The sequence below is a fragment of the Saprospiraceae bacterium genome, from assembly GCA_026129545.1.
Classification (GTDB): domain Bacteria; phylum Bacteroidota; class Bacteroidia; order Chitinophagales; family Saprospiraceae; genus M3007.
The window spans coordinates 3,169,761-3,195,428 of record JAHCHX010000001.1; the positions used below are offsets into that span (position 1 = coordinate 3,169,761).

A 25,668-nucleotide genomic window follows, 5' to 3' on the forward strand; every position below is an offset into this window, starting at 1 on the left:
CTCATTCAATACTGTATTTCCATTTCCCGCCACTCTTTTTCGGTGAGTTCCACATCCGCCGGTTTGATGCGGAGAATCAACCCTTTCAAATCTTCCCAACGCAGGCCGTTGCGGTGCATATCTCGAAAATCTTTCTGGAGCAGCTCCCAATGGTCATAGTCGTAGCTGTTTTTTTTCAAAAACTCTTGGTATATCGAAATGGCCTGCGTTCTATCGCCGGGGTGGTTGCGCAAGGATAGGGCGTGCGCCACATTCGTCTTCAACCAACTTCGATATGGGTAGGACGGGTATTCTTTCTCGGCGTATTCTTCGGCTTGACGGGCACATTCAAGGGATTTTTCGAAGGCTTCGGGGTTCTGATTGCTTTGATACAAAAAATAATAGGAACGCGAAAGCAACGCATTGAGTTTGTTGGTTTTCCACTGATAAGCAGCATCTTGACCGTCTGCGAGAAGCTCCAATGCGGCAAGGCTTTTTTCGTTCCAAAGAAGTGTTTTGTCCCAACGATGATTCGCAAAATGATACGCGACCTGATTTTCGGCCAGCCAATAATCGGCGGCGGCCTTCGACATTTCTGGGTACTGTTTCAAAATCGTGTCGCGCAATTGTGTTGCGAACGCTTCTAAGCGAATGCGCTTCGACATTCGCCCTGCCATGCGGCTAATATCGAACAGCGCCTGTCCCAATTGTGCTTCGTTGTAAATGCCTTTATATTTTTCGAGCGCCTCGGTGGGGTTGTTTTCCAGCAGTGCCACATGGCCGAGGTAGAGCGAGTTGAGGCCATAGGTCATCGCATCAAACGCTTGCTCGAAGTATGTTTTTGCGGCTGTTGCGTTGCTATCCAACAGATGCACCATGCCCAGTTGTGTCAGTAGGGGGGCCTGATAGTCATTGCGATAAGGAAGTACAGAGTCGGCTGGCGCATTCTGGATGAGTCGTTGCGCCGCCTCAAGACCCAGTTGGTATTGGCGCCCTGCGTCCGATATGCGGTCTGTGGCATAAAGGCGGTTGCCCAACAGCAAGCGATTCGTCAGGAGCGCCTTTAGCCGCTGAGGTTCGTGCTGCCTGAACGTCCCGAACGTGTCAAGCAAGCCGATGGCCTGCTGATAAAGCCGCTCCGAATATTCGTTTCCTTGTTCAAATATGCCCCAATCTGTGTATGCCTTTGCCAGGGATAGGGTTGTTTTTTCCAATTCTCCGCGCCAGCGCGCGGCGTTTTGTCGGTTAAGTGCTGTAGCGTCATCCAACGCAGACTCCAGCAACTGTGCCTTTTTTGAGTGGTTGAGAAGGCGCGAGGCCGTGTAATGTTGTTGGAAAATATGCCACCGCAAACGGGTTTCGTTATCAAGCGACACCGTGTTGGCTCTGCCGACACGAGGGCAGAGGTTCTCGATTTTTAGTATGCCGGCATAAAGGCCACAAATGCAGTCTCGTTGCTCGGGGCTGAGCAAATCGTACTCAGCTAGCTGGCGAAACTGCTGCTCAAGGCTGTCCATGGCTTGATATGGCTCGGCACCCGACGCCTCATACACGAGCATTGTCCAGTCGGCATATTGACGAGCGGCGGCGCTGATGTCATTGCGAAGCAGGGCGGTGTGGGCGCTCATTTTGGTGGCTGCGAGCGGCTTGTCGAACAAGCGATTGAAGTCGTTCAGCACACGCTGGGCTTCTGCGTTCTTTTCACGCAGCAACAGTTTCCAGTTGTAGTCCTCGTATATTTCGGACATCACGGGCCGTAGCGCCCGCTGCGCCGCGGGGTCGTCGAGTTTTGCAAAAAGGCTGGCGGCACTTTCAAAATAGGTTTTCACGCGGTCTATGTTGTTGCTGCTAAGTGCCTGTAGGCGATAGTATTCAAAGAAGGAACGAATGAGTGGCAAGTCTCCCGATTCTGCCAGACGTTGGAAATTACCTGAATAATCTAGGGCTTTTTCCAATTCGTATTCTCGAATTTGTTCGGAAGTGAACGCCGCCATCCGACGGTTTTTATTTTGAGCAGCAGCGCGAATCAAGTCGGGTGCAATGTCGCGGCTCAGTATTTGACCTTGTAGTGTTTTCAGGCGCAATCGGCTGCCATCGGCGGAGAAGCTCAGTTCGTCGATCCAATCATCAGCCACTTTCAAACGAAAACGGGCCTCGTAGGTGTTCAAATCCCAGACGACCACAGTGCCATCCTCATAGCCCGCCGCGAGCGCCGTACCGTCGGGATAGAATGCCAGGGAACTAACGATATGCTCACCCAAAGGTCGAATGCGGGCGCTTTCATCAAGCAAATTGTCGAGATGAAAAATCCGGATATCCTTGCCCGACGAAAAAGCCATCAATTTCCCGCTTCTTGCCACATCCGACCAGCCAATTTTGTAGCCATGCAACCGCACCGAACGCGGCTTGTTGGAGCTTGCGGATGGATTCCAAATTTTAGCAATAGTCTGACTTTCTGTATAAAAACTGGAATTGGCACTTTGTATGACTAACAACTCCCGGCTTTCAGGCAAAAAGTGCATCTGCAACACCTCTCCATTAAAAGGCTGGCTCGACAACACAGCGCCACTTGCCAACGACCGCACTATCACGGTATCTGGGTTGACTGAATAGGCAACATGGCGGCCCGCATCGTCAAAAGCTACTGGCAGGAAGGAGCTCATGTCTGACTCCACCGGCCACTTCCATCGCTGACCAGTTTTTACGTTTTTCAAATGAATTGATTCGGCATCCACGCGCCATGCCACCCAGTCATTTCCCATCGCATCCATCAATACCTCCTCGCCATCAATAGGTTCGGTGTAGAAGGGTTTGCTCGGTTGCTCGGTATTGAACACTTGTAACACGCCTCCTCGGTGACAGGCGAATTGGTCGCCACCGGGACTAAAAACGACACGCCAAACATCTGGCAAGGAGGCAGCCACGTTCCCTTGCCAGTCGTGCAGCGCCCATATTTTCAAAGTACCCGTATCGGTCGCGGCTGCTAACCAACGGCTGTCAGGCGATATGGCGCCACTCAACGGACGGAATTCCTCTCCGGGCTGTACATAGCACCCATAGTGAATAGCGCTACTATCCGATGCCACTCCTAGCGATTCGTAGCGTGTGTATGCAAACCATTCGCCATCAGGCTTTATGGCCAACGTCGTGCCAGCGATATTTCCCAGATGGGCGGCCTCGCCCAACGCTTCTTTTGTGTCGGGCAAATGGTAATAGTGCAGGCTATCTGCAGACACAACCAGCGCCGTCCGTCGCTTCGGAAACAGTTCCGCATAGTACGCATAATAGTGGGGGCCGTTGTTCCAGCTCATCTTGCTGACCAATTTCCACTGGCGCTCTTTTCCCATGGATAGCTCCATCACCACTATGCTATCTCGCCCAGCCAGCCAAAGTTGCCTGCCGTGAGCAGCCATGCCTATCACTTCAAATGGTTCGGCAAAAAGCATACGAGGCTCCGGTCTTTTTTCTCCTCTATCCCCTTTGGTTTGCACATTCTTGAAGTTGCGCTGCACCATGTCGGCAGCGCTCAACTCGATGGAAAAAACCTTTCCTTGCTGGTTGTCGCTAAAGAAAAGCTCATCGCCCGACGGGCTAAAGCAATAGCGGGTGATGCCGGGAATTTGCACCTTGAATGTATCCCTAACGCCGCGCCAAAACAGCAACGTATTGGCGGAGAAGAACAGCAAGGTGCGCTCGTCGGGCGAAATATCAAAGTAGGGCAACCCCTTTTCTATTTGAATTGGCTTTTTGGGTTCCCATGTTTTTGATTCCCAAGAAAAAAGAGTGCTCGTGGTCGGGGAGTACGCATAGAGCCAACCGCTTGCCCCGAATCTCGACTGCACACCGCCACCCATATCATAGTCCAATTGATAGCAGAAAGGCACCCGGAGGGCACTCGACTCCTGACCAGATTGCTGTGGCGGCACATAATACCAAGCGTCCAGCAGGGCTTGCAGACATTCAGGATTCGGGCCGGGTGCGACGTAGCGTTCGGCAAAATCGGCTAAACGGTAAGCCGTCGAACGATCGTAGTTCTTGAGCAGGGCTTGCGCGTCGTAAGCTAAATTGGCGGCTGTGGCGTGAAGAAATTGGCGACGAGCCGCCTGCTCGCTCCTCCGCAACTCCAAGTCGGCAGAATCGCGACAAGCCTGAATGCGCTTGTTCATTTCCGAACGCGCGTTCTGATTGGCATCCGTGCAGCTCTTTGCCGCCCGGTAGAGCAGCATCGCCTCGTCCCAGCACCTGCAACCAAAAAAACGGTCGGCCTCGGCTCGTGTGATTGCAAAGCAGGAATCATTTTTTTCCAATATAAAATCTCTTCGCGCACGGCACTTGCAGCGTTTTTCGGTTGAAGGGTTTTCTTGCTGTGCCTCCGAAAAAAATGGAATGGACAGACTGAGGAGCAAAATGAGATAGCGCATGACAAGCAATGATTTTGGGAAAACAGGACAGTAGATACGACTTACCCGATGCGAGTGACTCGAATACGAATAAACGCGCCAACCTTCAAAAACCATCCCCAAAAGTAGCAGACTTCTTGAAAAACAACGGTTTTGGACAAGTTCAAACATTGTGTAAATACCTGCTCGCAAAAGCAATTCGCCGTAATTTTGTGCCCCTTGTGTTGCTTGGGCTCATCCAATCCTTTTTTCAAATGACACCGCGCACCGTCGCCTTTCACACATTAGGCTGCAAACTAAACTACTCGGAGACTTCCGCTTTGGCCCGCCTCTTCGAGGACAATGGTTATTTGCCTGTCAAATTTGATGACGGTGCCGACATCTATGTCTTGAACACCTGCTCCGTGACGGAGCAGGCCGACAAAGAGTGTAAAAAGCTCGTGCGGCAAGCCCTCCGGCATCACCCTCACGCATTTGTGGTGGTGACGGGTTGCTATGCCCAACTCAAACCACAGGAAATCGCGAACATCCCCGGTGTGGACTTGGTGCTGGGCGCTGGTGAAAAATTCCGAATTCTGGACTATGTGGAAAACCTCGCCAAGGCACAAGGCAAAGGTATGATACACACGGGCGATGTGCGCGATATCAATACCTTTACCCCATCCTTTTCCTTTGGCGACCGCACGCGCTCATTCTTAAAAGTGCAGGATGGCTGTGACTACAAGTGTACGTTTTGCACCATCCCGTTGGCACGCGGTGCCAGCCGTTCAGACACTATCGAAAATGTAATGGACAACGCCCGACAAATTGCCGTCAGCGGAGTGAAAGAACTCGTGCTGACAGGGGTCAACTTGGGCGACTTTGGCAATGGCACGGAAGTCATCGAGGGGCATCGCACAAAAAAAGAGGCCCTGTTTGTTGACCTCGTGAAAGAATTGGACACGCTGGACGAAGTAGCCCGCTTCCGCATATCAAGCATTGAGCCCAATCTGCTGACCAATGAAATCATTGATTTTGTGGCGAATAGCAAGCGTTTCATGCCGCACTTCCATGTCCCGCTTCAGTCGGGCAACGACAAGCAACTCCGAGAAATGCGCAGGCGTTACCGCCGTGAATTGTATGCCGAACGGGTAGCCAGCATCAAAAGAACCATGCCCCACGCATGCATTGGCTGCGACGTTATCGTCGGTTTTCCCGGCGAGACGGAAGATGACTTTTTGGAAACTTACCGCTTCATCCAGCAACTCGAAATTTCATATCTCCACGTTTTCACCTACTCCGAAAGAGCCAACACGCTGGCGGCCACGATGCCCGGCGCTGTGCCTATTGAAGAACGCCGCCGCCGCAACCATGTCCTGCGTGGGCTATCCGAAATGAAACGCCGCGCTTTTTACGCCGAGCATTTTGGCAGCGTGCGGCCAGTGCTGTTCGAGCAGCACAAAAATCCCGCTCTATTGAGTGGGTTCACGGACAACTACATAAAAATAGAAATGCCATTCGAGGTCGGGCGAGTGAATACGATTGCTCCCGTGTCATTGGATAATTTGACCTCGACAGGAGAGGCTTGTGCCGCTCGTGCCGTGAGTTTTGAACAATTGGGAGCGGATGCCCGCTTGTCACAATTTTCGCAGGTCGTTCTCGACTAATTCTCCCACATAAAACTTCAGGCAATTGTCGCAAAGGCATTTTTTGTCAAACTGCCGCTCCAGCGTCTCTTTTGTGGCGGGGTGCAGGTGAGGAAAGCGCTTCCAGCAATCGTCCGAATCATAGTTGATGAATTTTTTCTTGCAGCGCGGGCAGTCTCTGATGAAATCGTGTTCTTCCTGCACCCACGATTCTGCCACCCGCCCGCCAAGCGGCGGGTTGAGTTTTCGGACCCGCACGCGCAATGCCTGCATTTCCAAAAATTGGAACTTCATCCGTTTCACGATGTTGGCCACTACCGTCTCGAGCAATTTTCGAGGCGTTTCCATTTCCATGCGGCATATCTGATAAATCGTCTCATAATTCATCGTTTTTTCCACATCGTCGTCCTTTGCTGCCTTTTCGCTATTGAAATTGACAACGATATCCACCACATACTCACCGCCAAGCACTTGCTCGGCATCATGCACGCCGTGTCGGGCGTGAAACCTCATTCCTTCCAATGAAATTAATGCCATGATGTTAGTTTGTTGACGATTTTATACCTTGATTCTTTGGGATTTGTGGGACGAACATGATTGCTCTCCATGATTTTGAACAGATTGCTCCGGCAAATATGCTCAGAACTTGACGGCGCGAGGTGTAAACCCACATATCATCGTAGCAAGATAAAAGTCACGATGCGCTTTGCTATTCGCCAAGCATTTCTTGGAGCAAGTCGGTTTGCTCGGCCATGAACGCACACCTTCCAGCCAAAGCAAGTTTCACGGAGTCAAGTTCGGAAGGAGCAAGCTTGCCAAATTGAGCGACGATGTTTGAGGAGCATAATTTCGCGCTGTCGTATTCCACCTGAATTTGTTGAAGCCGCTCCTGAAAGGTCGCCACGGCATTGGTATCTGCTGCAAGACTGGCGGCCTGCTCATTCGCGGCGGCCAATTTGCCAGTACACTCGCAGTATGCTTTTGCTATTTTGTCAAAACGGGACTCTGTTGGCTGATTGGCACAGCCCAACACTAACAAAACAAGAAAAGGGACAAAAAGACGCATGAAACCTTTTTTTCCACAAAGGACAAATAATTTTCCGAAAACTAAAAAACGGCTACTCGCTCACACCTTCACAGCCTTCCATTTACCCCTTCTGAACACCCACATCGCCGCCAATGCCATGCCTGATTCGGCAATCACGATAGCCCAATAAACACCCACCTGCCCCCAGCTAAGCTGGAGCGCCAGCAGAGCCGCAAGGGGTGTTTCCACCAACCAAAAAAAGATAAAGTTCAGGATAGTGGGCGTGCGGGTGTCGCCCGCGCCGTTGATGGCCTGAGAGAGAATCATGCCCCAACCATAGAACACATAGCCGCCGGCCAAAATACGGAGAGCCATGGAGCCTGCCGCCACGGCAGTAGGCTCTTGCGTGAACAATCGAATCAGCATCGGTGCGCTGATGAGGCAAATCGCGCCCACAATAGCCAAAAACACCATGTTGAAATATCCCGCTCGCCACGCCGATTTTTCGGCCCGTTCGGGTTGGCCTGCACCAAGATTCTGGCCGACTAATGTCGCCGCGGCGTTAGCCATGCCCCATGCGGGCAACAAGGCAAAAATCACGATTCGAATAGCAATGGTGTAGCCTGCCGTCACCTCCTTGCTGATTTGCCCCAATATGTAAATCATAAAAATCCAACTAGCCGACGCAATGAGGTATTGGCCCGTGCTGCCCGCCGATATTTTGAGCAACCGCACGATGATTTCCAATTGAGGACGAAGGTGCTGCCATTTGATTTTGACGATTTTTCCTACTTCAAACAAATGCCAAAGTTGGTAAAGCACTCCTGTGGAGCGGCCAATCGTGGTGGCCACACCGGCACCCAACACGCCTAATTCGGGGAACGGCCCAATACCGAAGATGAATAATGGGTCAAGAATGATATTCACTCCATTGGCGAGCCACAAAGCCCGCATGGCAGTAGCGGCATCGCCTGCGCCACGAAAAATGCCGTTGAGCATCCAAAGCAACAGAATGGGAAGATTGGCCGTCAGCATCAGGCGTGTAAACTGCGTGCCCACGTCCGCCACGCTCTGGTCGCGTGCCATGACACGCAAGATGTCTTCCGCGAAAATATATCCCGGCACCGCTATGAGCACCGACATGACCAAGGCAATCAAAATGACTTGTGCGCCCGCCTTCGCGGCTGCGTCCCTGTTGCCCTCACCGATTCGCCTCGCCACCATCGCCGTAGCCGCAGCGCTCAGACCGATGGCGATGGAATAAATCAGCGTTAGCACCGACTCGGTAAGACCAACCGTGGCGACAGCATCCACGCCAATTTTTGCCACAAAAAAAGCGTCAACCACCGCAAATAGCGACTCCATCGCCATTTCCAAAATCATCGGAATCGAAAGCATGACGATGGCGCGGTCAATGCTCCCCGATGTAAACTCCTGTTCCTCGCCATTGATGGCCTGTTTCAAGATACGGCCAATCCGCCGCGAGCGCGTTTCGAGTGTTTTTGTTTCAGACATAACATTGTAGGGAGCAAAATGCCGCACAAAGGTAGGGCTTACACAACAAAATGTTTTGAGAAAGTTTAAAACCAGTGAGACAAAACCAGGATTAGCCCTGCTCATCGGTGATTCAAAGTGAACTACCTACGTTTGGGGAACTGACACTAAGACTCAACGGTACATCCACCATAGTATTCAGAAAGGCGGAAAAGACCAGAAGTTCGGCAGAAACGACCATAAAGCAAGCATAGTTCCTTCGTGACATCGTTCCCTTGAAAAATGACCGCGAACGCAGCCAAGATGTTGCTGCAAAATCAAGAATTTTGAAAAACCCTAACTTTGTGCCACTCAACCAATCCATTTTTATTTCCCATATTTTTAGCAAAAAACGCTCACTCATGACATTGAAATGTAGTGCCTTCCTCTCGCTCTCCGTATTCGGTTTGTGCTTTTCGCTTCCGGCCCAAACCATCACCGAACACGGTTATCGCTATGTGCATCATATAAAAAAAGGAGGGACGAAACCCCAAAAGGGAGAATCCATCATGGCCCATGTGGACATATATGCAGGCGATGTCCAGCTGAGCTCTTCCCGAAAAAACGGTAGCGGCTCTTATCGCTTCGACATCGCTCCCGAAAACGAAACACTGACGCACTATCCCCCGCTTTATGATGCCGCCCTTCTTATGAGCATCGGCGACAGCCTGACCATTTTTCAGGACGTGGATGAAAATATGCGCCGATACCTGCCCTTATCGCAAAAAGATGCCAAAGAAATTCGTTTCGAGCTGGTGCTGCTCGAAATCGTGACGCTCGACCAGAAAGCGGCGGCAGCCAAAGCCCTCGAGGCAGCCGTGGAACAAATCGGCCAGAGAGTGAAGGCAAAAGTGAAAGCCTACAATGCGGGGCTACTCAACGCCGAAATCGTCGCTCGTCCTTCTGGCCTCAAGATGTTGGTCGAAGAGGCCGGGCAGGGAGCCGCCATTCAAGAGGGCGAACCCGTGCAGCTGCACTATTATGGATGCCTGCTCGATGGTTCTTCATTCGACAACTCATACATACGCCGCCAGACGCTTCAGTTTGCCGCTGGCGTGGGCCAGATGATTGCTGGATTCGATGAGGGTGTGATGCAGCTTCGCCACGGGGCACGCGCCTACCTGTTCGTCCCGCCCGCTTTGGGCTATGGCGACCAAGAGGCTGGTGGTGGTGCGATACCTGCCAACTCGGAGCTGGTTTTCTACATCGAGATTTTTTAGAACCCTCATCCCGACACTGCCATATACCATCCATTGGAGGTACCATTAAGGGTTTGAAAAAACTTGCGCACCAAACGTGGCGGGCGCGTATTTTTGCGTTACAATCCGCAAAATCATTTTTCCAAAACAAAATACATGAAGTATGTGGAAAAAAATCTCTTTCAGCCTATTGGCGTTGCTTTTTGTTTTTGCTTGCCACAAAAACGCCATGACCGGGCGCAAATCACTGAATATCATTCCGTCCGGCACCATCAACCAGCTGAGCCGAGACGAATATCGCTCTTTCATTCAGCAAAGCAGAACCCTCACTTCTGGGCCGGAAGTGGAAATGGTGCGCCGCATCGGCAGGGATTTGGTCGCTGCCACTGAAGTCTATTACCGCGCCAAAAAACGCTCCGCAGAGCTCAAGGAATTCTCTTGGGAGTTCAATGTGGTGGACGACCCAACCGTCAATGCCTTCTGTATGCCGGGCGGTAAAGTGGTGGTCTATACTGGCATCATGAAAGTGACACAAAACGAAGATGCTTTGGCTGTGGTGATGGGGCACGAAATAGCCCACGCATTGGCACATCATGGCAACGAACGCATGAGTCAGGGGTTGGTTGCCCAGCTCGGTCTTACCTCGCTCGACATCGCGCTTTCGCAAAAACCCGCAGCCACCCGCCAGTTGCTTATGAGCGCGGCAGGTGTGGGCACCCAAGTTGGCGTGATGCTGCCGTTCAGCCGCAAGCATGAGTCCGAAGCCGACGAGATGGGGCTATACTTGATGACGATGGCCGGGTACAACCCCGACGAAGCAGCGCCGTTTTGGAGGCGAATGGGTGGCTCGGGCAGCCGTCCGCCGGAGTTTCTCAGCACGCACCCCGACCCCGACAACCGCAGCCAAAAACTGAGGTCGTTGGTGCCGAAGGCTCGAAACTTGGCCAGACAATATCCCGTGCCAGCCAGTTCAAAGCATCGAAGCAAATGACAGTTTCAGAACGAAACGGGCCTGCTCGCTTGGTCGAGCAGGCCCGTTTTTGTTGTGGCCAAAAATGATTTCCAAGTTAGCAGCAACTCGCCATCACATGGCCACGGCTTTTTCGCCTATTATGACCCGTCTGTTCATCACACCAAACCAGGCGGGAGGCAGGAGGGCCAATAGCATACTTGCCGGATAGCCATAAGGGAGCTGCGGGCTTTCGTCGAGATGACGGAGAATTTGATACTTGCGGGTCGCCTTGTAATGGTGGTCGCTGTGTCGGGTGAGCTCATAAAGCATAATGCGACCCAATTCATGGTCGCTGTTCCAAGAATGTGTTGGCGAGACAGGCTCGGGCCGCCCCGTGGCAAGCACCCGTCGGCGCAGCCCATAGTGCTCAACGTAATTGATGGTTTCCAACAACAAAAAACCAATCGCGGCCACCGCAAGTGCGCCAGCCAGCCCTTTCCAACCTAGCATATAATATATGGCTGCCAACCAGAGACTTTGAGACAGGCTGAACCGTAGCATTTCGTTGTGCCAACTCCAAAACAACTTTTTTTCTTTCTCCAACCGCTCGCGCTCAAGTGCCCAAGCACTGCGCCAGCTACCCACTACGGACCGCCACCAAAAGGCATACAAATGCTCTCCCAATCGCGCCGAGGCAGGGTCTTTATCGGTCGCCACGTTCTTGTGATGACCGCGATTGTGCTCAATGAAGAAGTGTTGATACAGAGCAGGCAACAACATGATTTTGGAGAGCAGCTGCTCTCCTTTGGCAGCACGGTGGCCGAGCTCGTGCGCCACGTTGATGCCATTGGCACCGACTATGATGCCAACGCTCAGGGTAATACCGGCAACTTCAAAAAGGCTAAGCGAATCGTGCGCGACCACCCATAGATACCATCCCACTATGCCGAAAAGCATGGGCGCGTTCAAGTACAAAAGCCAATCGAAAAAGCGAGTCTTGGAGCGGCCCTCTTCCAACTCAGGCGACACGTTGCTCGCAGATTGGGGCAGAAACAACTCGGCGATGGGCACGATGACAAAACCCAGCACCACGGTTGACCACGACCATCCGCCTTGCCGAGTCAGGGCAAGCGCGGCGCTTAGAGGAATCAGATATGCGGCGAGATACTTCAAGTCTTTCATTGTCAATTGTTTAGCCAAACGCCTGAAAAGATTGACACCCTGCAAAACTATTCAAAATTCGTTTTGTTGTGTCGCCATATTTTTGCCCCCCCATTGACCCATCCACGTTGACCCATAGGCCCTTAATTTTTTCGCATCAATGGAATTTTATACGCTCAAAATAAAGGAAATCACCGCGGAAACCGCTGATACCGTGACACTCGACTTTGAAATACCGGAAAACCTGCGCGAGACTTTTTCCTACATACAAGGGCAACACATCACGGTTCGGTTGCAAAAAGACGGCCATGAGTTGCGCCGCTCATACTCGATGTCGTCCAGCCCATTGGAAGCGCACCGACTGGCCGTGACGGTGAAAAAAGTGCGCGGCGGCACTGTTTCCAACTTCTTGCATGATTCTGTCAAAGTCGGAGACACTCTTGAAATCGCCCCTCCCGACGGGCGTTTTTTTACCCAACTTGACCCCGAAAAACGCCGTACCTACTTTATGTTTGGCGCGGGCAGCGGCATCACGCCACTCATCTCAATTTTAAAAACCATCCTTGAAGAAGAGCCGATGAGCTCCGTCTTTCTGTTCTATGGCAGCCGCAATGAAGAAAGCATCATTTTCCGCGATAAGTTGGAAGAGCTGACTCGGCGTTATGCTGGTCAATTGCAGGTGGAACACATCCTCAGCCAACCCAAAAAAGAAGGTGGCTCTGGTGGATTGTTCGGGCTTTTCAAAAAATCAACAACCAATTGGCTGGGCAAAACCGGACGCATCACCCATAAAGCGGTCCATTCATTTTTGGATGAGAACATGGCCCGCGGCCCGGAAAGCGACTGTTTCTATTTCATTTGCGGCCCCGGCGACATGACCGATACGGTGAAAGCGGCCCTTTTGGGTCGGGGCATCGAGGCCAAACAAATCCACACGGAACACTTTGTCAACGCCAGCCACATCCCAGGCGAATTTTCTGCCAACGGCGGAGGCAAGCGCGTCGTGGTGCATCTGAAGGGTAAAAAAATAGAGACACTCGTGCCGGAAGGAGCAACTGTGCTGGATGTACTGGTCAAAGAGAAGCACGACCCACCCTACTCTTGCACGGCGGGGGCGTGTTCTACTTGCATGGCTAAAATAATAAGCGGAAAAGTGAAAATGGATGTTTGTTATGCGCTCGACGATGAAGAAGTAAAATCGGGTTACATTCTGACCTGTCAGGCACACCCTGAGACGGATGTGGTAGAGCTTACCTACGATATGTAACCGCTATCCAGGCTATTCGCCTACCAACCATTTTTTGAACTCTGCCGAACGTTCGGTACTGACGATAGTTTCCAATTCGGTGCTGGGTTCCAAATCTACTTTGACCCTGCTCTTTGAATAGGGGTGCATCTCTTTGATAGCGTTTACATTGATGACGAACTGGCGGTTGATGCGAAAAAATACGGAGGGGTCGAGCACACTCTCCAATTTATCCAAGGGGTAGTCCACCGGAAATCGCTTGCCAGTGCTGCGAACGACAATAAACGTGATTTTATCTTTTGTGTAAAAATAGGCGGCATCGGTCATGTCCACGAGTTTGATGCTGTTGCCAAATCGGATAAGCATTCTCCTAAGAAATGCCTGCCCTTCCTGCTTGCGAAGCATTTCGAGCAAAGGCGCATAATCAGGCGCGGCATTTTTGTAAATCTTCTTATACTTTTCCAATGCTGCGGCCAATTCGTTGGTTTTGATGGGCTTGAGTAAATAATCCACCGCGTTCACCTTGAATGCCTTCAGCGCATATTCGTCATAGGCAGTGGTAAAAATGACGGGGCAGACGATGTCCACATGCTCAAATATCTCAAAACTGTCGCCATCAGCCAAGTGAATATCAAGCAGGATGAGGTCGGGTTGCGGATTGCCTTGAAGCCACATTACGGCAGCCTCCACACTATCCAACCGAGAGAGCACGACGGATTCGGGAGCAACCTCCTTGAGGAGTTTTTCCAAACGCCGGGCAGCCGCGTGTTCGTCCTCTACGATGACTATGTTCATTTTCTAAAAGGTTTTATACCCAACGGAAAGTGGTTTGCGAAAAATGTCCATTTAAACCCTTGAAAATCATTGTTATCAATCAAGGCAATCTTGCAAATCATTTTCATCTGGGTATAATTGAGAAAGTGAGCCGCTATTGCTTAAGTGGAATTTTTACAATGAAGAAAGCATCATTCTTTTCTACCAAAACAGGCTTTTCTCCCAACAGCTGATACCGCTTTACCAAACTATGCAAGCCAAAATGCGTGCTTGGCTCTGGCTTTATTTTGGGCTGCACATTGTTGCGAACCACGACATAGCCGCCTTTTTCCGAAAAAATTTCCACTATCAGCGGCTTTGTTGCGGAAATGACATTGTGTTTCACGGCATTTTCAACCAGCATTTGCAAAGCCAGCGGCATGACTAAGCCCGTTTCTCCGTTCAGATGTTCTACCAATCTGAAGCCGTCCTCGTAGCGTTTTTTCAATAGGAAATCAAAGTTTCGCACCAAATCCATTTCTTCTTGAAGGCTGATGAAGTCTTTTTCTCGATAAGCGATGATGCTGCGATAAAAATCGGAGAGGTGCTCCAGATACGCCACGGCCATCGTGGGGTTCTCCTCAATAATCGTGATGAGCGTATTGAAATTGTTGAACAAGAAGTGAGGATTAATCTGGCTTTTGAGTGCTGCGAATTGAGACTCCACCTTTTCCCTTTGCAGCCTCTCCTCGCGTTGCAGTCGTGCTTCGCGGTTTTTGACAAACATAAAAAAAATACCACTTGCCGCCACAATGCAGGGCAAAATAAACCACCACCGTGCCCAAAGCGGCGGTTCGATGGTAAATTGCCACGTCGCCTCCGGCACACCTTCAAAATTGCCGTGCTCGCTGGTCTGAACCCGAAATGTGTAGCGTCCGGGGGGCAGGTTGGGATATGATGCCACATGGTCTTTGGATACCGTCCAATCCAAGTCAAAACCCTCGAGCCGATAGCGATAACGAACCGACTCGGGAGCCGTGTACCAAAGGCCAGTAAAGTTGAACACAAGATAGTTTTGATGGTGCGGGAAGATACTTTTCGACAGAAAATCAATGGGTTCGGAAAAATTTGACACAGAGACGATGCCCGGTTGAGGGTCGTCCATGAATGATTCGTCGAAGGCTGCCACTCGCATGATTCCTTGTTGAGTGCCAAGCCAAACATTGCCTTGTGCGTCGCGGCAAAGCGCATTTAGATTTACCTCTACATTCGGAGCCCCAATGGCCGCGTCGCAAAATGTGACGTGTTCCGAACGCGCAGGATTCAACACGTCAACCCCATCGTTGTAGGCAATGATGAGTTGACCATTGCCGTCAGTGGCCAAGCCAGTCACGGAAAGACTATGTAGGCGTTGCTCGGTCCCGAAATGACGAAAATTTTGACCATCGTAGCAGAATACCCCTCCTCTTTCCGTGCTGAACCATATACCCCCATTGAGGTCTTCCGCAATACTGTATATTGTTTTTAGCGGTTTGCCATTCGCTTGCGTAAAGTGGCGAAACCTGTTGTTTTCTAATGCGATAAGCCCTTTTCCATCCGTTCCAAACCACACCCTTCCTTTGCTATCGGGAAACACTTTATAGACGTACCCGTTGCCAAGTTCTTCAATGCGGGTGATTCGTTGGGTGTGTAAATCTATCTCCATTACCCCGCCAAACGTGGCAAGCCAAACACGGCGGTCGTCACCCGCGATAGAAAGCACGTTTGCGTCGCTCAAGCCGTTGCTCTTACTGAAGTTTTTCAAGACCTTGCCTGTCGGACTTACCACATATACCCCATTGTCGAAGGTACCCGCCCAGATGTTTCCATCCACATTCGACTCCCAGATGGATATGACATTCTGTGGCTTGAAAACACCGTTGATGGTGGTTACAGATTTTTTTTCTCCATTTTTTAGCAGAGAAAGGCCGTCTTTGTTCCCAACCCAAACTCGATGTTGGCGGTCAATGAGCACGGCTTGTGCGTTGTTGGAAGGTGCCTCCAACATTCCAAACTTGATATTGGCGGCGTACAACGCACCTTTGTCGCCCAACAGCCACAAAAGCCCCTCTCGGTCTTTGAGCAACGCCCTGATTCGAGCCGAGCGAAGCGTATGCGCGGATGGTAGCGGATGGGTTGTATTCGTCGGCAAGTCAAGACGCAGCACGCCATCTTTCTCCGTGCCGACCCAAAGCTCCTTGTTTCCAGTGGTGGCGAGATTTAGCACGGCGCTGTAAGGCCATTTCTCGGTTCGGAAATCAAATTTATTTTGAAAAACGTCATAGTGGCACACACCGTTTTCTTGCATCCCAATCCACATATTTCCCCTTTTATCGGCCAACAATGCGGTCACGATTTCGTCGGGCAAACCATCCTCGGTCGTCAAGCGCCGCACTTGTTTCTTGCCGGGCTTTGGCATCGAGCAAATACTGATGCCTGCATCTGTCGCAGCCCACACTCTTCCTTTCGCATCGCAGGCCAAAGCGTAAATTTCGTCGCTACCCAAACCCTCGTCAGCGGCATTGAATTGATATATACGTTTGTTTTTCAGGCAGTAAATCCCTTCACCATACGTCGAAACCCAAAATCCGCCAGCAGAATCGGCGGCAAAGGCGGTAATGGGTTTCTGAGGCAACCCCTCCTCTGGCAACCACGCTTGCAATTGGGCAATGTGCATATTTTGACCATCCTTGTCGGAAGCAAACGCGCTATTGAGCAAGACAAAGCCAATGGCGCCATCGCGAAACCCAACCCATAACCGGCCATCCAACTCGAACAAAGCACTGATGGCACTGGAGAAAGAAGCGGGTAAGCCCACAGCTTGGAACGATAGTCCATCATAGCGATAAAGCCCGTTCCGGCCTCCCAGCCACAACCAACCTTTACTGTCCTGAAAGACCGCAGTCAACTGGGTGTTGCCCAACTCCTTTGTTTCTCGAAGGCGGAAAACAGGCGTTTGCCCTTGCGCGGAAAGGCAGATGAAAAGGAGAAATATGTTGGCTAATCTGTGCAAAATAAGGATGTTAGTTGCCTGTCAATTCTGCATCCACCGTCACCGTGATTTCCTCGGCAATTTTTTGGTAAACGACCTTGGGTATCGTGATGTCGTGGTCCGCCAACGGAACGGTAAAGGTGGATTGAACCCTGAGTTTGTTTCCGCTCAATTCCAATTGGCTTTTTATGATGCGCTCTTGCTCCACGCCATGTATATTGAGATTGCCTTTGGCGCGAACGGTGTATATCCCGTTCTTCTGAAAGTCTATTTGTTCGATAATTTTTCCGGCAAAACTTGCCTTCGGATATTTCCGGCTTTCCATGTAGTTTTCATTGAAATGCTCTCGCTGGAGAGGGCTGTTGAAGCCCTCGAACGTCTTTATTTCCACCGTCCATGCGAAGGTCTGTTTGGAGGTGTCTATGATACCCCGCAGCTTGCTGCTCTTGGCCGTGATGCTCTCCAACGGTGCATCGGACTTGAAAGCGACCTTTCCGTTTTCACATCGAAACACGCCTTGCTGGGCGCCATTTTCAGCATGGCGCACAAGGCCCACCTTCGTTCCCAACGACGATACGGCTAAGAACAACAGCCCGCTTAAGATGCTTGCATACATGGGTCAAAGTATTTTCCGACAGGTGAAATTAAGGCCAAACATCTTTCTGCCGGCAAAAATGCTTGCTGAATGGGTATTTTAAATGGATGACATGGGCGTAGTTTTGTTTCAACATACTTGCAACCTTGTTCCAAAATCAGCTATGCCATGAAAAATTCACTTGTTGTTAGTGCTCTCTTTTTGTCCACATTTTGTGCCGCGTCTTTTGCCCAAGACCGCCTGGTCGGTCGCGCTTTTGCGACCCGCTCGGAAGTGATGGCCCGCAACGGCATTGCTTGCACAAGCCACCCCTTAGCGAGCGCCGCGGCACTCGATGTGCTACGCAAGGGTGGCTCGGCGGTGGATGCGGCCATTGCCGCCAATGCAGTGCTTGGGGTGGTGGAGCCACACGTCAACGGCATTGGAGGAGACCTCTATGCCATTGTCTATGAGGCAAGGACTGGCAAGCTTCATGGGTTGAATGCCTCCGGTCGTTCACCTCACTCGCTTCATTTGGATACCTTTGTTCAACGCAAAATTCAGCATATCCCGCCTTTTGGCCCACTGCCTGTGTCGGTGCCCGGATGTGTGGATGGTTGGTTTGAGCTACATGGCAAATTTGGCAAAAAACCGATGAAGGAAAATCTATCATCAGCCATCAAGTATGCCCGTGATGGCTTTGCGGTGGCTGATGAAGCTTCGGCTTCATGGCAACGCATGGAAGAGGTATATGGGAAGTTCCCAAACGTGAAGGAAGTCTATTTGCCGGGTGGAAACGCGCCAAAACGCGGCGATATTTTCCGAAACCCCTTGCTGGCCAACACGTTGGAAAAAATCGCCAATGGCGGACGCGACATATTTTACAAAGGGGAAATAGCGCAAGCAATAGACGAGTTCATGCGGAAAAACGGTGGCTTCCTCTCCCTTAGGGATTTGGCGGAACACACCTCCGAATGGCTTGAGCCTGTCTCCACCAATTATCGAGGTTTCGATGTGTGGGAATTACCGCCCAATGGCCAAGGCATCGCAGCCTTGCAGATGCTCAACATTCTCGAGGGTTTTGACTTTTCCAAAATTTCCTTCGGCTCCCATGAGCATGTTCACCTGTTCGTGGAGGCCAAAAAACTTGCTTATGAAGACCGCGCAAGGTTTTATGCTGATTTGGAATATATGCAGCCGGGCATCGTGAAGCACCTGATTTCAAAAGAATATGCCGCAGCACGTCGCAAACTGATAAATCCCAATCGCGCTGCCGCGACGGTAGAAGCAGGAAACCCCAATCTGAAAGATGGCGACACGATTTATCTCACGGTAGCTGACGAAGAGGGCAACATGGTGTCGCTCATCCAATCCAACTTTAGGGGCTTTGGCTCTGGCATGGTGCCTGATGGCTTGGGATTCATGTTGCAGAACAGGGGGCAGCTTTTCACGCTCGAACCCGAGCAAGCCAATACTTACGCGCCGCACAAAAGACCTTTCCACACAATTATTCCAGCTTTTGTCACCAAAGACGGCAAGCCTTGGATGTCCTTTGGGGTGATGGGAGGCTCGTTTCAGCCGCTCGGCCATGTCGAAATACTGATGAACATGATTGATTTTGGCATGAACGCGCAAGAGGCTGGTGACGCGCCGCGCATTGACCATCAAGGAAGCAGTGAGCCTACTGGCGAGCGAATGAAAGATGCTGGGTACATCACGCTTGAAAATGGCTTCCCTTACGAGACCATTCGCGCCTTGATGCAGATGGGGCATCGCGTGGGTTGGGCACCGCCGGGCAGTTACGGTGGGTATCAGGCCATCCGATTCGATGCCTCGAAGAGGGTTTATTTTGGTGCTTCGGATGCTCGAAAGGATGGTCAGGCTGTGGGGTATTGACCCCTCAAAACAAGCGCAGCTGAGGAAATTTGACTTGTTCGTGCAAATAAAGATTGTAGCTCGGCATTTTCCTGTCTTTCAGATACTTCTCTTTTGCCACGCGAAACTGGTCGTGAATAATCTGGGCGATATTGCCTTCGCCACGCATCCGTTTTCCAAAGCGTTTTTCCTCCAAACTTCCGCCGTGCGTATCGCGGATTCGGTTGAGCACGCGGTCGGCACGGTCGGGCATGGTACGTCGTATCCAATCCTCGAAGATAGGGCCAATGTCTCCATTGAGTCGCACGATGGTGTGACCCACGCCCAATGCCCCACAATCGGCAACCGTTTTTACCAATGGCAAAATTTCGTGGTCGTTGAGGCCCGGAATGATGGGTGCCATCATCACGAACACAGGGACATCTGCCTTTGATAGGGTTTCCACCGTCCGTAGGCGCTGCTTCACGGAAGCAGTGCGGGGCTCGAGGAATTGACGCAGTGTCTCATTCAATGTGGTGATACTTATAGCGACATGGACAAGTTGCTCGGCAGCCAGTTTTTTCAAGATGTCGAGGTCGCGCAGCACAAGGCTGTTTTTGGTGATGATGCCAACTGGGTGGCGGTATTTCCAAAATACTTCGAGACAGGCGCGTGTGATGCGGAAAGTTCGCTCGGCTGGTTGATACACATCTGTATTGCCCGCAAACATAATGGGCGCGGCTTTCCAAGATTTCTTTTTCAATTCATTTTCAAGAAGTTCGGCAGCGTTTCGCTTGACAAGAATTTTGCGCTCAAAGTCAAGTCCGGCACTGTATCCCCAATAAGGGTGCGTATTTCGAGCATAGCAGTAAACACAGCCATGCTCGCAACCTTGATAGGGGTTCATGCTCCATTCGAGCGGGATGTCGGGGCTTTCCACACGATTGAGGATGGTCTTGGGGTGGGTTTCGAGATATTCTGTTTTTAAACTGCCATCTTCCCATTCATCGGCAACGAGCGCCCAGTCGAGCGGTTCGTGGTCGCGCACGAATTTTTCATAAGGGGATGGAGGATTGATTTGCGCGCCACGCCCTTTCAATTGTCTTTTTTCGTTTGTCACGTTGTTCGTAATTAGGAGACAAAGTTAAAACAAAATCGCGTTTAAAAAACTTTTTGTTTTTTTAAAAAGTGCGTTGCTGAGCATGCTTTTTTGTTTTGCCACAAAGACTTCCAAAATCTTTGTGCCTTCGCGTCTTTGTGGCAAAGTGCAAATCACCGTATAACGACACTTAGCTCGGAAAATAAATTGACATGAGGTAGGCGTAGATTCCGAAACAAACGCTGCCAATGAGCAAGCCAAAAGCCAGAGGGCGGTCGTCGCTGGTTTTATACAGAAAAAAACCAGCCGCGATACCCCCAACGACGAGCAAAGGGTAAGGGATGAAGAACAACAAGACCCAAAAAACCGCGAACACTGCGATGATTCGGACGAGAACAGGCACCAATGATTTCATAAGTGAGATGTGATAATCCCGGTATTTCGGGACAGGTTGTGATAATTGCTTGCCTTTTATTGGTCAAACCGATTTCGTTGTTCCGCTTAAAAGTTGCGTGCGGCGAAATTCTGACAGCTCACTCGCATTTCCAAATATCCCGCACTGATTGCCAGTGCCTTTGTGGTGCTCACACCTCGAATCGAAGGTGTTTCACCGTCAGGCCCTTGTTTATGAGTTGTTTGAGCGAGTCCACCCCAATCCGCAAATGCAAGTCCGCGAAATTAGCCGTTACTTCCTTGTCGCTTGCTTCTGTTTTGATGCCTTCCGATGTCATAGGCATATCACTCACCAGCAAGAGTGCGCCGGCTGGCATCCGATTTTTAAATGCGGCTACGAAGATTGTTGCTGTCTCCATATCAATGGCGATGCAACGCAAATCGCGGAGACGCTGCTTGAAATCTTCTCGGTGTTCCCAAACACGCTTGTTCGTGGTGTAAACGACCCCGGTCCAGTAGTCTCGCTCATAGTCGCGGATGGTAGTGGATATAGCTTTTTGCAAAGCAAAGGCTGGAAGCGCAGGCAGCGCGGGGGGCAGGTAGTCGTCGCTGGTGCCCTCACCACGCACTGCTGCGATAGGGAGAATCAGGTCGCCGACGTGATTTTTGCCCGTTTTTAAGCCTCCGCATTTTCCAAGAAACAAAACAGCGTTGGGGTGTATCGCCTCCAACAAGTCAATCACCAGACCAGCGTTGGGGCTGCCGATGCCAAAATTGATGATGGTGATATTGTCGGCAGTGGCAGCCTGCATGGGGCGGTCCGTGCCATAAATCGGAACCTCGTTTTGGTCAGCGAAAGTTTTGACGTAGCCGCTGAAATTGACCAGCAGGATGTATTCGCCGAATTCTTCCAAGGGCATACCCGTATATCTTGGCAACCAATCCTTTATGATGCGCGATTTGGCTTCCTTTTCCTGTTTCTGAATTTCTTCGAGATATTCGGGGAGAAAAAAATCTTTGCTGTCCATAAAAATTGATTTGTTGTTTGCGCAATTGTTCGGCTCAAAAGTAACGGCAAGATTCGAAGAGCAGCCTCGTTTAAAATTATGTTTGGCCAGCATCAGCTGTCTTGAAACGACGGATGCTGCGAAAATTGACGAAACTTGCCCAAAAATTGAACATAGACATGACAATGAAATTTTTTCTGCTTTGTTGCCTTTCGCTGCTACTTGTGTCGGGAACCTACGCCCAACCCGGATGCCCAGACCCGCAGGCACTCAACTACAATGCTTCAGCCACCTCGAACAACGGTTCGTGCCAATACCCTGCCACCAATTATGTGCCCACGCTCAAGGCACTCTTGCCCGACACGTTGGTTGAAATAAGCGGACAAGTGAGAGTTGGAGCCAATTGGTATGCCCACAACGACGGGAGCGATGGGTCCCGATTCTATCGTTTTGACCCTGAAAACGGGAGTATCGCCCAGATTATTCATTTGAAACAAGCCTCCAACAAGGACTGGGAGGATATCGCTGCGTCCGACACACATATCTATATAGGCGACGTTGGGAATAACAACAACAATAGGCAAGACCTCGGCATTTATCGGATTCCGCTTTCCAAAATCGGCAACACCTCTTTTGTAAGCATCGAGACGAGCGACTGGTCTTTTATTCCGTTTTCTTACGAGGACCAAACGGATTTCTCGTTTCAGCCTGCCGATAGCGCTGTGTTCGATTGCGAGGCGATGGTTGTGTTGAGCGGAAAAATTCACCTATTCACCAAAAATCGCAAGGAATACACGACGACGCACTATGTAGTGAATCAGTCCAACGGAAAAGCCGAAAAACTTGAAACATTCCCCTGCGATGGCCTCATAACAGGGGCGGACGTGTCGCCCGATGGCAAACTAATAACGCTGCTCGGGTACGATTTGCGAAACATCCCAAAAGTATTTGCATGGCTGCTCTGGGACTGGCAAGCTGGCTCTGATTTGTTCTTCACGGGTAACAAGCGACGCATCGAGCTTGGCTCGGCTTTCACAACCGGGCAGGCGGAAGGTATCGGCTTTTTGGGCAATCGCACTGGATACATCTCCAACGAACGGACAGTGGCGGGTGGTGTCACATTCGTGGAGCAATCCACCCGATGGTTCGATTTTGGGCAGTGGGTGCCTGAAAATGTCGGTAGCCAAGAGCCAAGCACCGCCTCAGGGTTTAAAGTCTTTCCTAATCCTTTTGTGGAGTCGGTGCGCTTCGATTTTTTTGAGCACAAAAAACCGCACCATATCCGCGTGCTGAACCAATCCGGTCAGGTAGTGCTTCACCTCAACGAGGTGCCAGAAGCGCTGGATATGAGCACCTTGCCTTCTGGGGCATATACTTTTGAAGCAGTCTGGGAAACATATATTCAGGTTTTCAAAGCCTTGAAAATGTGATTCGACTTTAATTCTTCTAAAAATTTTTCCCCATTTTCTTTCCCCAATCTTCAAACCCACCTACTTTAACCGCTCAAAGCAGATTTTTTCACCAAACAAAATTCTTGGTCATGCATTCTGCCCGTTTACACTAAACGGTACACGGCTGGAGACACGCGGTTCAGGGCGTTTTTTTCCTGCATCGCGCACCGCCAGCCGTGTACCGTCTTTCGTTCACCAAACCAAGTTCTTTGCCAATGGCAGCCTACACTACTGACAAGATTAGGAACGTCGTCCTCGTGGGACACTCCGGCAGTGGTAAAACCACTTTTGCCGAAACCATGCTTTATGAAGCTAAAGCCATCAACCGCAGAGGCACCGTCGGCGACGGCAACACGCAGAGTGACTACGCGCCGCTCGAACAACAACGCGGCCACTCCCTTTTTGCCTCACTCCTTCATTGCAGCTGGAAGGATACCAAAATCAACATCCTTGACACGCCGGGTCTCGATGACTTCGTGGGCGAAGTGGTAACGGCTTTAAAAGTAGCTGACACCGCAGTAGTCATGTTGAATGCTCGGAGTGGCGTGGAAGTAGGTACCGAACTGATATGGGAGTATGTGGACAAGTTCGAAACACCCAGCATATTTGTCATCAATCAATTAGACCACGAAAAAGCCGACTTCGAAATGACACTCGAACAAGCCAAAAACCGATTTGGCAATCGGGTGTTGCCCATGCAATTCCCCGTCAATCAAGGCCCGGACTTCAATGCCATCGTGGATGCCTTGCGCATGGTGATGTATGTTTTCCCAGCTGGCGGTGGCAAGCCTGAAAAGAAACCTATACCTACCGAACACAAAACACGCGCCGACGAAATGCACAACGCACTCGTGGAAGCTGCCGCTGAAAATGACGAGGCGCTCATGGAAAAATACTTCGAGAATGGCACCCTCGACGAGGAAGAACTTGCCAAGGGCCTGAGCATCGGCCTAGCGCATCACCAGTTTTTCCCGGTGTTCTGCGCCTCGGGCCTGAAAGACATGGGCAGCGGTCGCATCATGGGTTTCATCCACGACATTTGCCCAAGCCCTGCAGACCGGCCCGCTGCCGACCTCGAAGGCGGCGGCTCCAAGCCTTGCGACCCCAATGCTCGCCCGTGCGTGTTTATCTTCAAAACCGTAAACGAGCCTAAGGTGGGCAACGTCTCCTATTTCAAGGTTTATTCAGGTGTGCTTAAAACAGGCGACGAATTGACCAACGCCGACAATAGCACCGTTGAGCGTTTTTCACAACTCTTTGAAAGCGAGGGCAAAAACCGCGACCAAGTGGACGAACTGCGTGCCGGCGACATCGGCTGCACAGTGAAACTCAAAGGCTCGCACACCAATCAAACACTCAACCCAAAAGGTTCCGATATCAAAATCGAGCGCATCCACTTCCCAGCCCCGCGCATCCGTATGGCTGTGGTGCCGCCAAGCAAGGCCGAAGTCGAAAAAATGGCCAATGCCCTACATTCCATCCGCGAGGAAGACCCAACGCTCATCGTGGACCAAAACATAGAGTTGAAGCAGACCATCATCGAAGGTCAAGGCGAATTGCACTTGGACATGGTACGCTACAAAGCAGAGCAAAATTTCGGCATCAAACTCGAATTCACCGAGCCGCGCATCCCCTATCGAGAGACCATCACCAAGGAAGCCAACAAGGACTATCGCCATAAAAAACAATCAGGCGGCGCGGGACAATTTGCCGAAGTCCACATGCGCATAGAGCCTTACTACGATGGCATGCCTGCCCCAAACGGCCTGACAGTCAAAAACATAGAGGTGGAAGACCTAAAATGGGGCGGTAAGTTCTCATTCTGTTGGGCGATTGTGGGAGGAGCCATAGACGCTCGCTTCATCAATGCTATCAAAAAAGGCATCATGGCCAAAATGGAAGAAGGCCCACTTACCGGTTCCTATTGTCGTGACATCCGCGTGAGCATATACGACGGCAAAATGCACCCCGTGGACTCAAACGATATGGCATTCCAAATTGCGGCAACCATGGCTTTCAAAGAATCTTTCCCCATGGCTGGGCCTCAGGTGCTCGAACCCATCTACAACCTTGAGGTCATGGTAGATGCCGAGTATATGGGCAGTGTCATGGGCGATTTGCAAACACGCCGAGCTATTGTGATGGGTATGGATTCGGAAGGACACTATCAGGTCATCCGCGCTCGTGTGCCACTCAAGGAACTATACAAATACTCGTCGTCGTTGCGAGCACTCACACAAGGCAAGGCCAAATTTAGCATCTCGTTTGCCGAGTATGCAGCTGTCCCGGGCGACATTCAATCTAAACTGACTGCTGAATATGCCAAACACGCAGCAGCCGACGAGCATTGATCGCAGACTCAAAGATTCATAAGCAAATCCCGG

At 50.9% G+C, this 25,668-nt stretch carries 18 protein-coding genes; 7 read left to right on the forward strand and 11 right to left on the reverse strand.

The window, feature by feature from the left end; translation table 11 throughout:
• Nucleotides 1-5 precede the first annotated feature (5 nt).
• A complete protein-coding gene (locus KIS77_12355; GenBank protein ID MCW5923134.1) occupies nucleotides 6-4,400 on the reverse strand; it encodes a WD40 repeat domain-containing protein in 4,395 nt (1,464 codons plus the stop codon).
• A 233-nt stretch (nucleotides 4,401-4,633) separates the two neighbouring features.
• Between KIS77_12355 and mtaB the strand changes: the two genes are divergently transcribed.
• Nucleotides 4,634-6,025 (forward strand): tRNA (N(6)-L-threonylcarbamoyladenosine(37)-C(2))-methylthiotransferase MtaB, encoded by a 1,392-nt coding sequence (mtaB, locus tag KIS77_12360; GenBank protein ID MCW5923135.1) that lies wholly within the window; start codon nucleotides 4,634-4,636, stop codon nucleotides 6,023-6,025.
• Here mtaB and folB read toward each other — a convergent pair.
• The 3 genes from folB to KIS77_12375 all read right to left on the reverse strand — a co-directional run bounded on the left by folB (nucleotide 5,996) and on the right by KIS77_12375 (nucleotide 8,546).
• Complete coding sequence (gene folB, locus KIS77_12365) at nucleotides 5,996-6,541, reverse strand: dihydroneopterin aldolase (protein MCW5923136.1); 546 nt, start codon at nucleotides 6,539-6,541, stop codon at nucleotides 5,996-5,998. The two genes, mtaB and folB, sit on opposite strands and share 30 nt — an antisense overlap.
• A 172-nt stretch (nucleotides 6,542-6,713) precedes the next feature.
• Nucleotides 6,714-7,070: a hypothetical protein gene (locus KIS77_12370; GenBank protein MCW5923137.1), complete on the reverse strand. Its 357-nt coding sequence runs from the start codon at nucleotides 7,068-7,070 to the stop codon at nucleotides 6,714-6,716.
• Nucleotides 7,071-7,130: 60 nt separating this feature from the next.
• Entirely contained in the window at nucleotides 7,131-8,546 is a 1,416-nt protein-coding gene (locus KIS77_12375; GenBank protein ID MCW5923138.1) for an MATE family efflux transporter, read from the reverse strand.
• Between the two features lie 380 nt (nucleotides 8,547-8,926).
• Between KIS77_12375 and KIS77_12380 the strand changes: the two genes are divergently transcribed.
• Nucleotides 8,927-9,784, forward strand: a complete 858-nt coding sequence (locus KIS77_12380; protein MCW5923139.1) for an FKBP-type peptidyl-prolyl cis-trans isomerase — start codon at nucleotides 8,927-8,929, stop codon at nucleotides 9,782-9,784.
• Between the two features lie 142 nt (nucleotides 9,785-9,926).
• A complete protein-coding gene (locus KIS77_12385; GenBank protein MCW5923140.1) occupies nucleotides 9,927-10,754 on the forward strand; it encodes a M48 family metallopeptidase in 828 nt (275 codons plus the stop codon).
• A 93-nt stretch (nucleotides 10,755-10,847) separates the two neighbouring features.
• Here the strand turns inward: KIS77_12385 and KIS77_12390 are convergent, their stop codons facing one another.
• Nucleotides 10,848-11,897, reverse strand: a complete 1,050-nt coding sequence (locus KIS77_12390) for an alkane 1-monooxygenase (protein ID MCW5923141.1) — start codon at nucleotides 11,895-11,897, stop codon at nucleotides 10,848-10,850.
• A 139-nt stretch (nucleotides 11,898-12,036) separates the two neighbouring features.
• On the opposite strand from KIS77_12390, the gene KIS77_12395 reads away from it, so the two are divergent.
• Nucleotides 12,037-13,143 carry a ferredoxin--NADP reductase gene (locus KIS77_12395; GenBank protein ID MCW5923142.1) on the forward strand — a complete coding sequence of 369 codons (1,107 nt, stop codon included), beginning with the start codon at nucleotides 12,037-12,039 and terminating at the stop codon, nucleotides 13,141-13,143.
• A gap of 12 nt (nucleotides 13,144-13,155) precedes the next feature.
• Here the strand turns inward: KIS77_12395 and KIS77_12400 are convergent, their stop codons facing one another.
• The 3 genes from KIS77_12400 to KIS77_12410 all read right to left on the reverse strand — a co-directional run bounded on the left by KIS77_12400 (nucleotide 13,156) and on the right by KIS77_12410 (nucleotide 17,522).
• Nucleotides 13,156-13,917 carry a response regulator transcription factor gene (locus tag KIS77_12400; protein MCW5923143.1) on the reverse strand — a complete coding sequence of 254 codons (762 nt, stop codon included), beginning with the start codon at nucleotides 13,915-13,917 and terminating at the stop codon, nucleotides 13,156-13,158.
• Nucleotides 13,918-14,050: 133 nt separating this feature from the next.
• Nucleotides 14,051-16,927: a histidine kinase gene (locus KIS77_12405; GenBank protein ID MCW5923144.1), complete on the reverse strand. Its 2,877-nt coding sequence runs from the start codon at nucleotides 16,925-16,927 to the stop codon at nucleotides 14,051-14,053.
• A 10-nt stretch (nucleotides 16,928-16,937) separates the two neighbouring features.
• Nucleotides 16,938-17,522, reverse strand: coding sequence for a YceI family protein (locus KIS77_12410; protein MCW5923145.1), 585 nt, complete (start codon nucleotides 17,520-17,522; stop codon nucleotides 16,938-16,940).
• Between the two features lie 147 nt (nucleotides 17,523-17,669).
• Between KIS77_12410 and ggt the strand changes: the two genes are divergently transcribed.
• A complete protein-coding gene (ggt, locus tag KIS77_12415) occupies nucleotides 17,670-19,376 on the forward strand; it encodes a gamma-glutamyltransferase (protein MCW5923146.1) in 1,707 nt (568 codons plus the stop codon).
• Between the two features lie 4 nt (nucleotides 19,377-19,380).
• On the opposite strand, the gene KIS77_12420 is transcribed toward ggt, so the two are convergent.
• The 3 genes from KIS77_12420 to KIS77_12430 form a co-directional block, all read right to left on the reverse strand.
• On the reverse strand, nucleotides 19,381-20,454 hold the full coding sequence (locus KIS77_12420; protein MCW5923147.1) for a PA0069 family radical SAM protein: 1,074 nt from the start codon (nucleotides 20,452-20,454) through the stop codon (nucleotides 19,381-19,383).
• Between the two features lie 169 nt (nucleotides 20,455-20,623).
• Nucleotides 20,624-20,848 (reverse strand): hypothetical protein, encoded by a 225-nt coding sequence (locus tag KIS77_12425; GenBank protein ID MCW5923148.1) that lies wholly within the window; start codon nucleotides 20,846-20,848, stop codon nucleotides 20,624-20,626.
• A gap of 169 nt (nucleotides 20,849-21,017) precedes the next feature.
• Nucleotides 21,018-21,854 carry an AMP nucleosidase gene (locus KIS77_12430; protein MCW5923149.1) on the reverse strand — a complete coding sequence of 279 codons (837 nt, stop codon included), beginning with the start codon at nucleotides 21,852-21,854 and terminating at the stop codon, nucleotides 21,018-21,020.
• Nucleotides 21,855-22,012: 158 nt separating this feature from the next.
• Between KIS77_12430 and KIS77_12435 the strand changes: the two genes are divergently transcribed.
• Both KIS77_12435 and KIS77_12440 read left to right on the forward strand, forming a co-directional pair.
• Entirely contained in the window at nucleotides 22,013-23,263 is a 1,251-nt protein-coding gene (locus KIS77_12435) for a T9SS type A sorting domain-containing protein (protein ID MCW5923150.1), read from the forward strand.
• Between the two features lie 236 nt (nucleotides 23,264-23,499).
• Entirely contained in the window at nucleotides 23,500-25,635 is a 2,136-nt protein-coding gene (locus KIS77_12440; protein ID MCW5923151.1) for an elongation factor G, read from the forward strand.
• The last annotated feature ends 33 nt before the right edge of the window (nucleotides 25,636-25,668 follow it).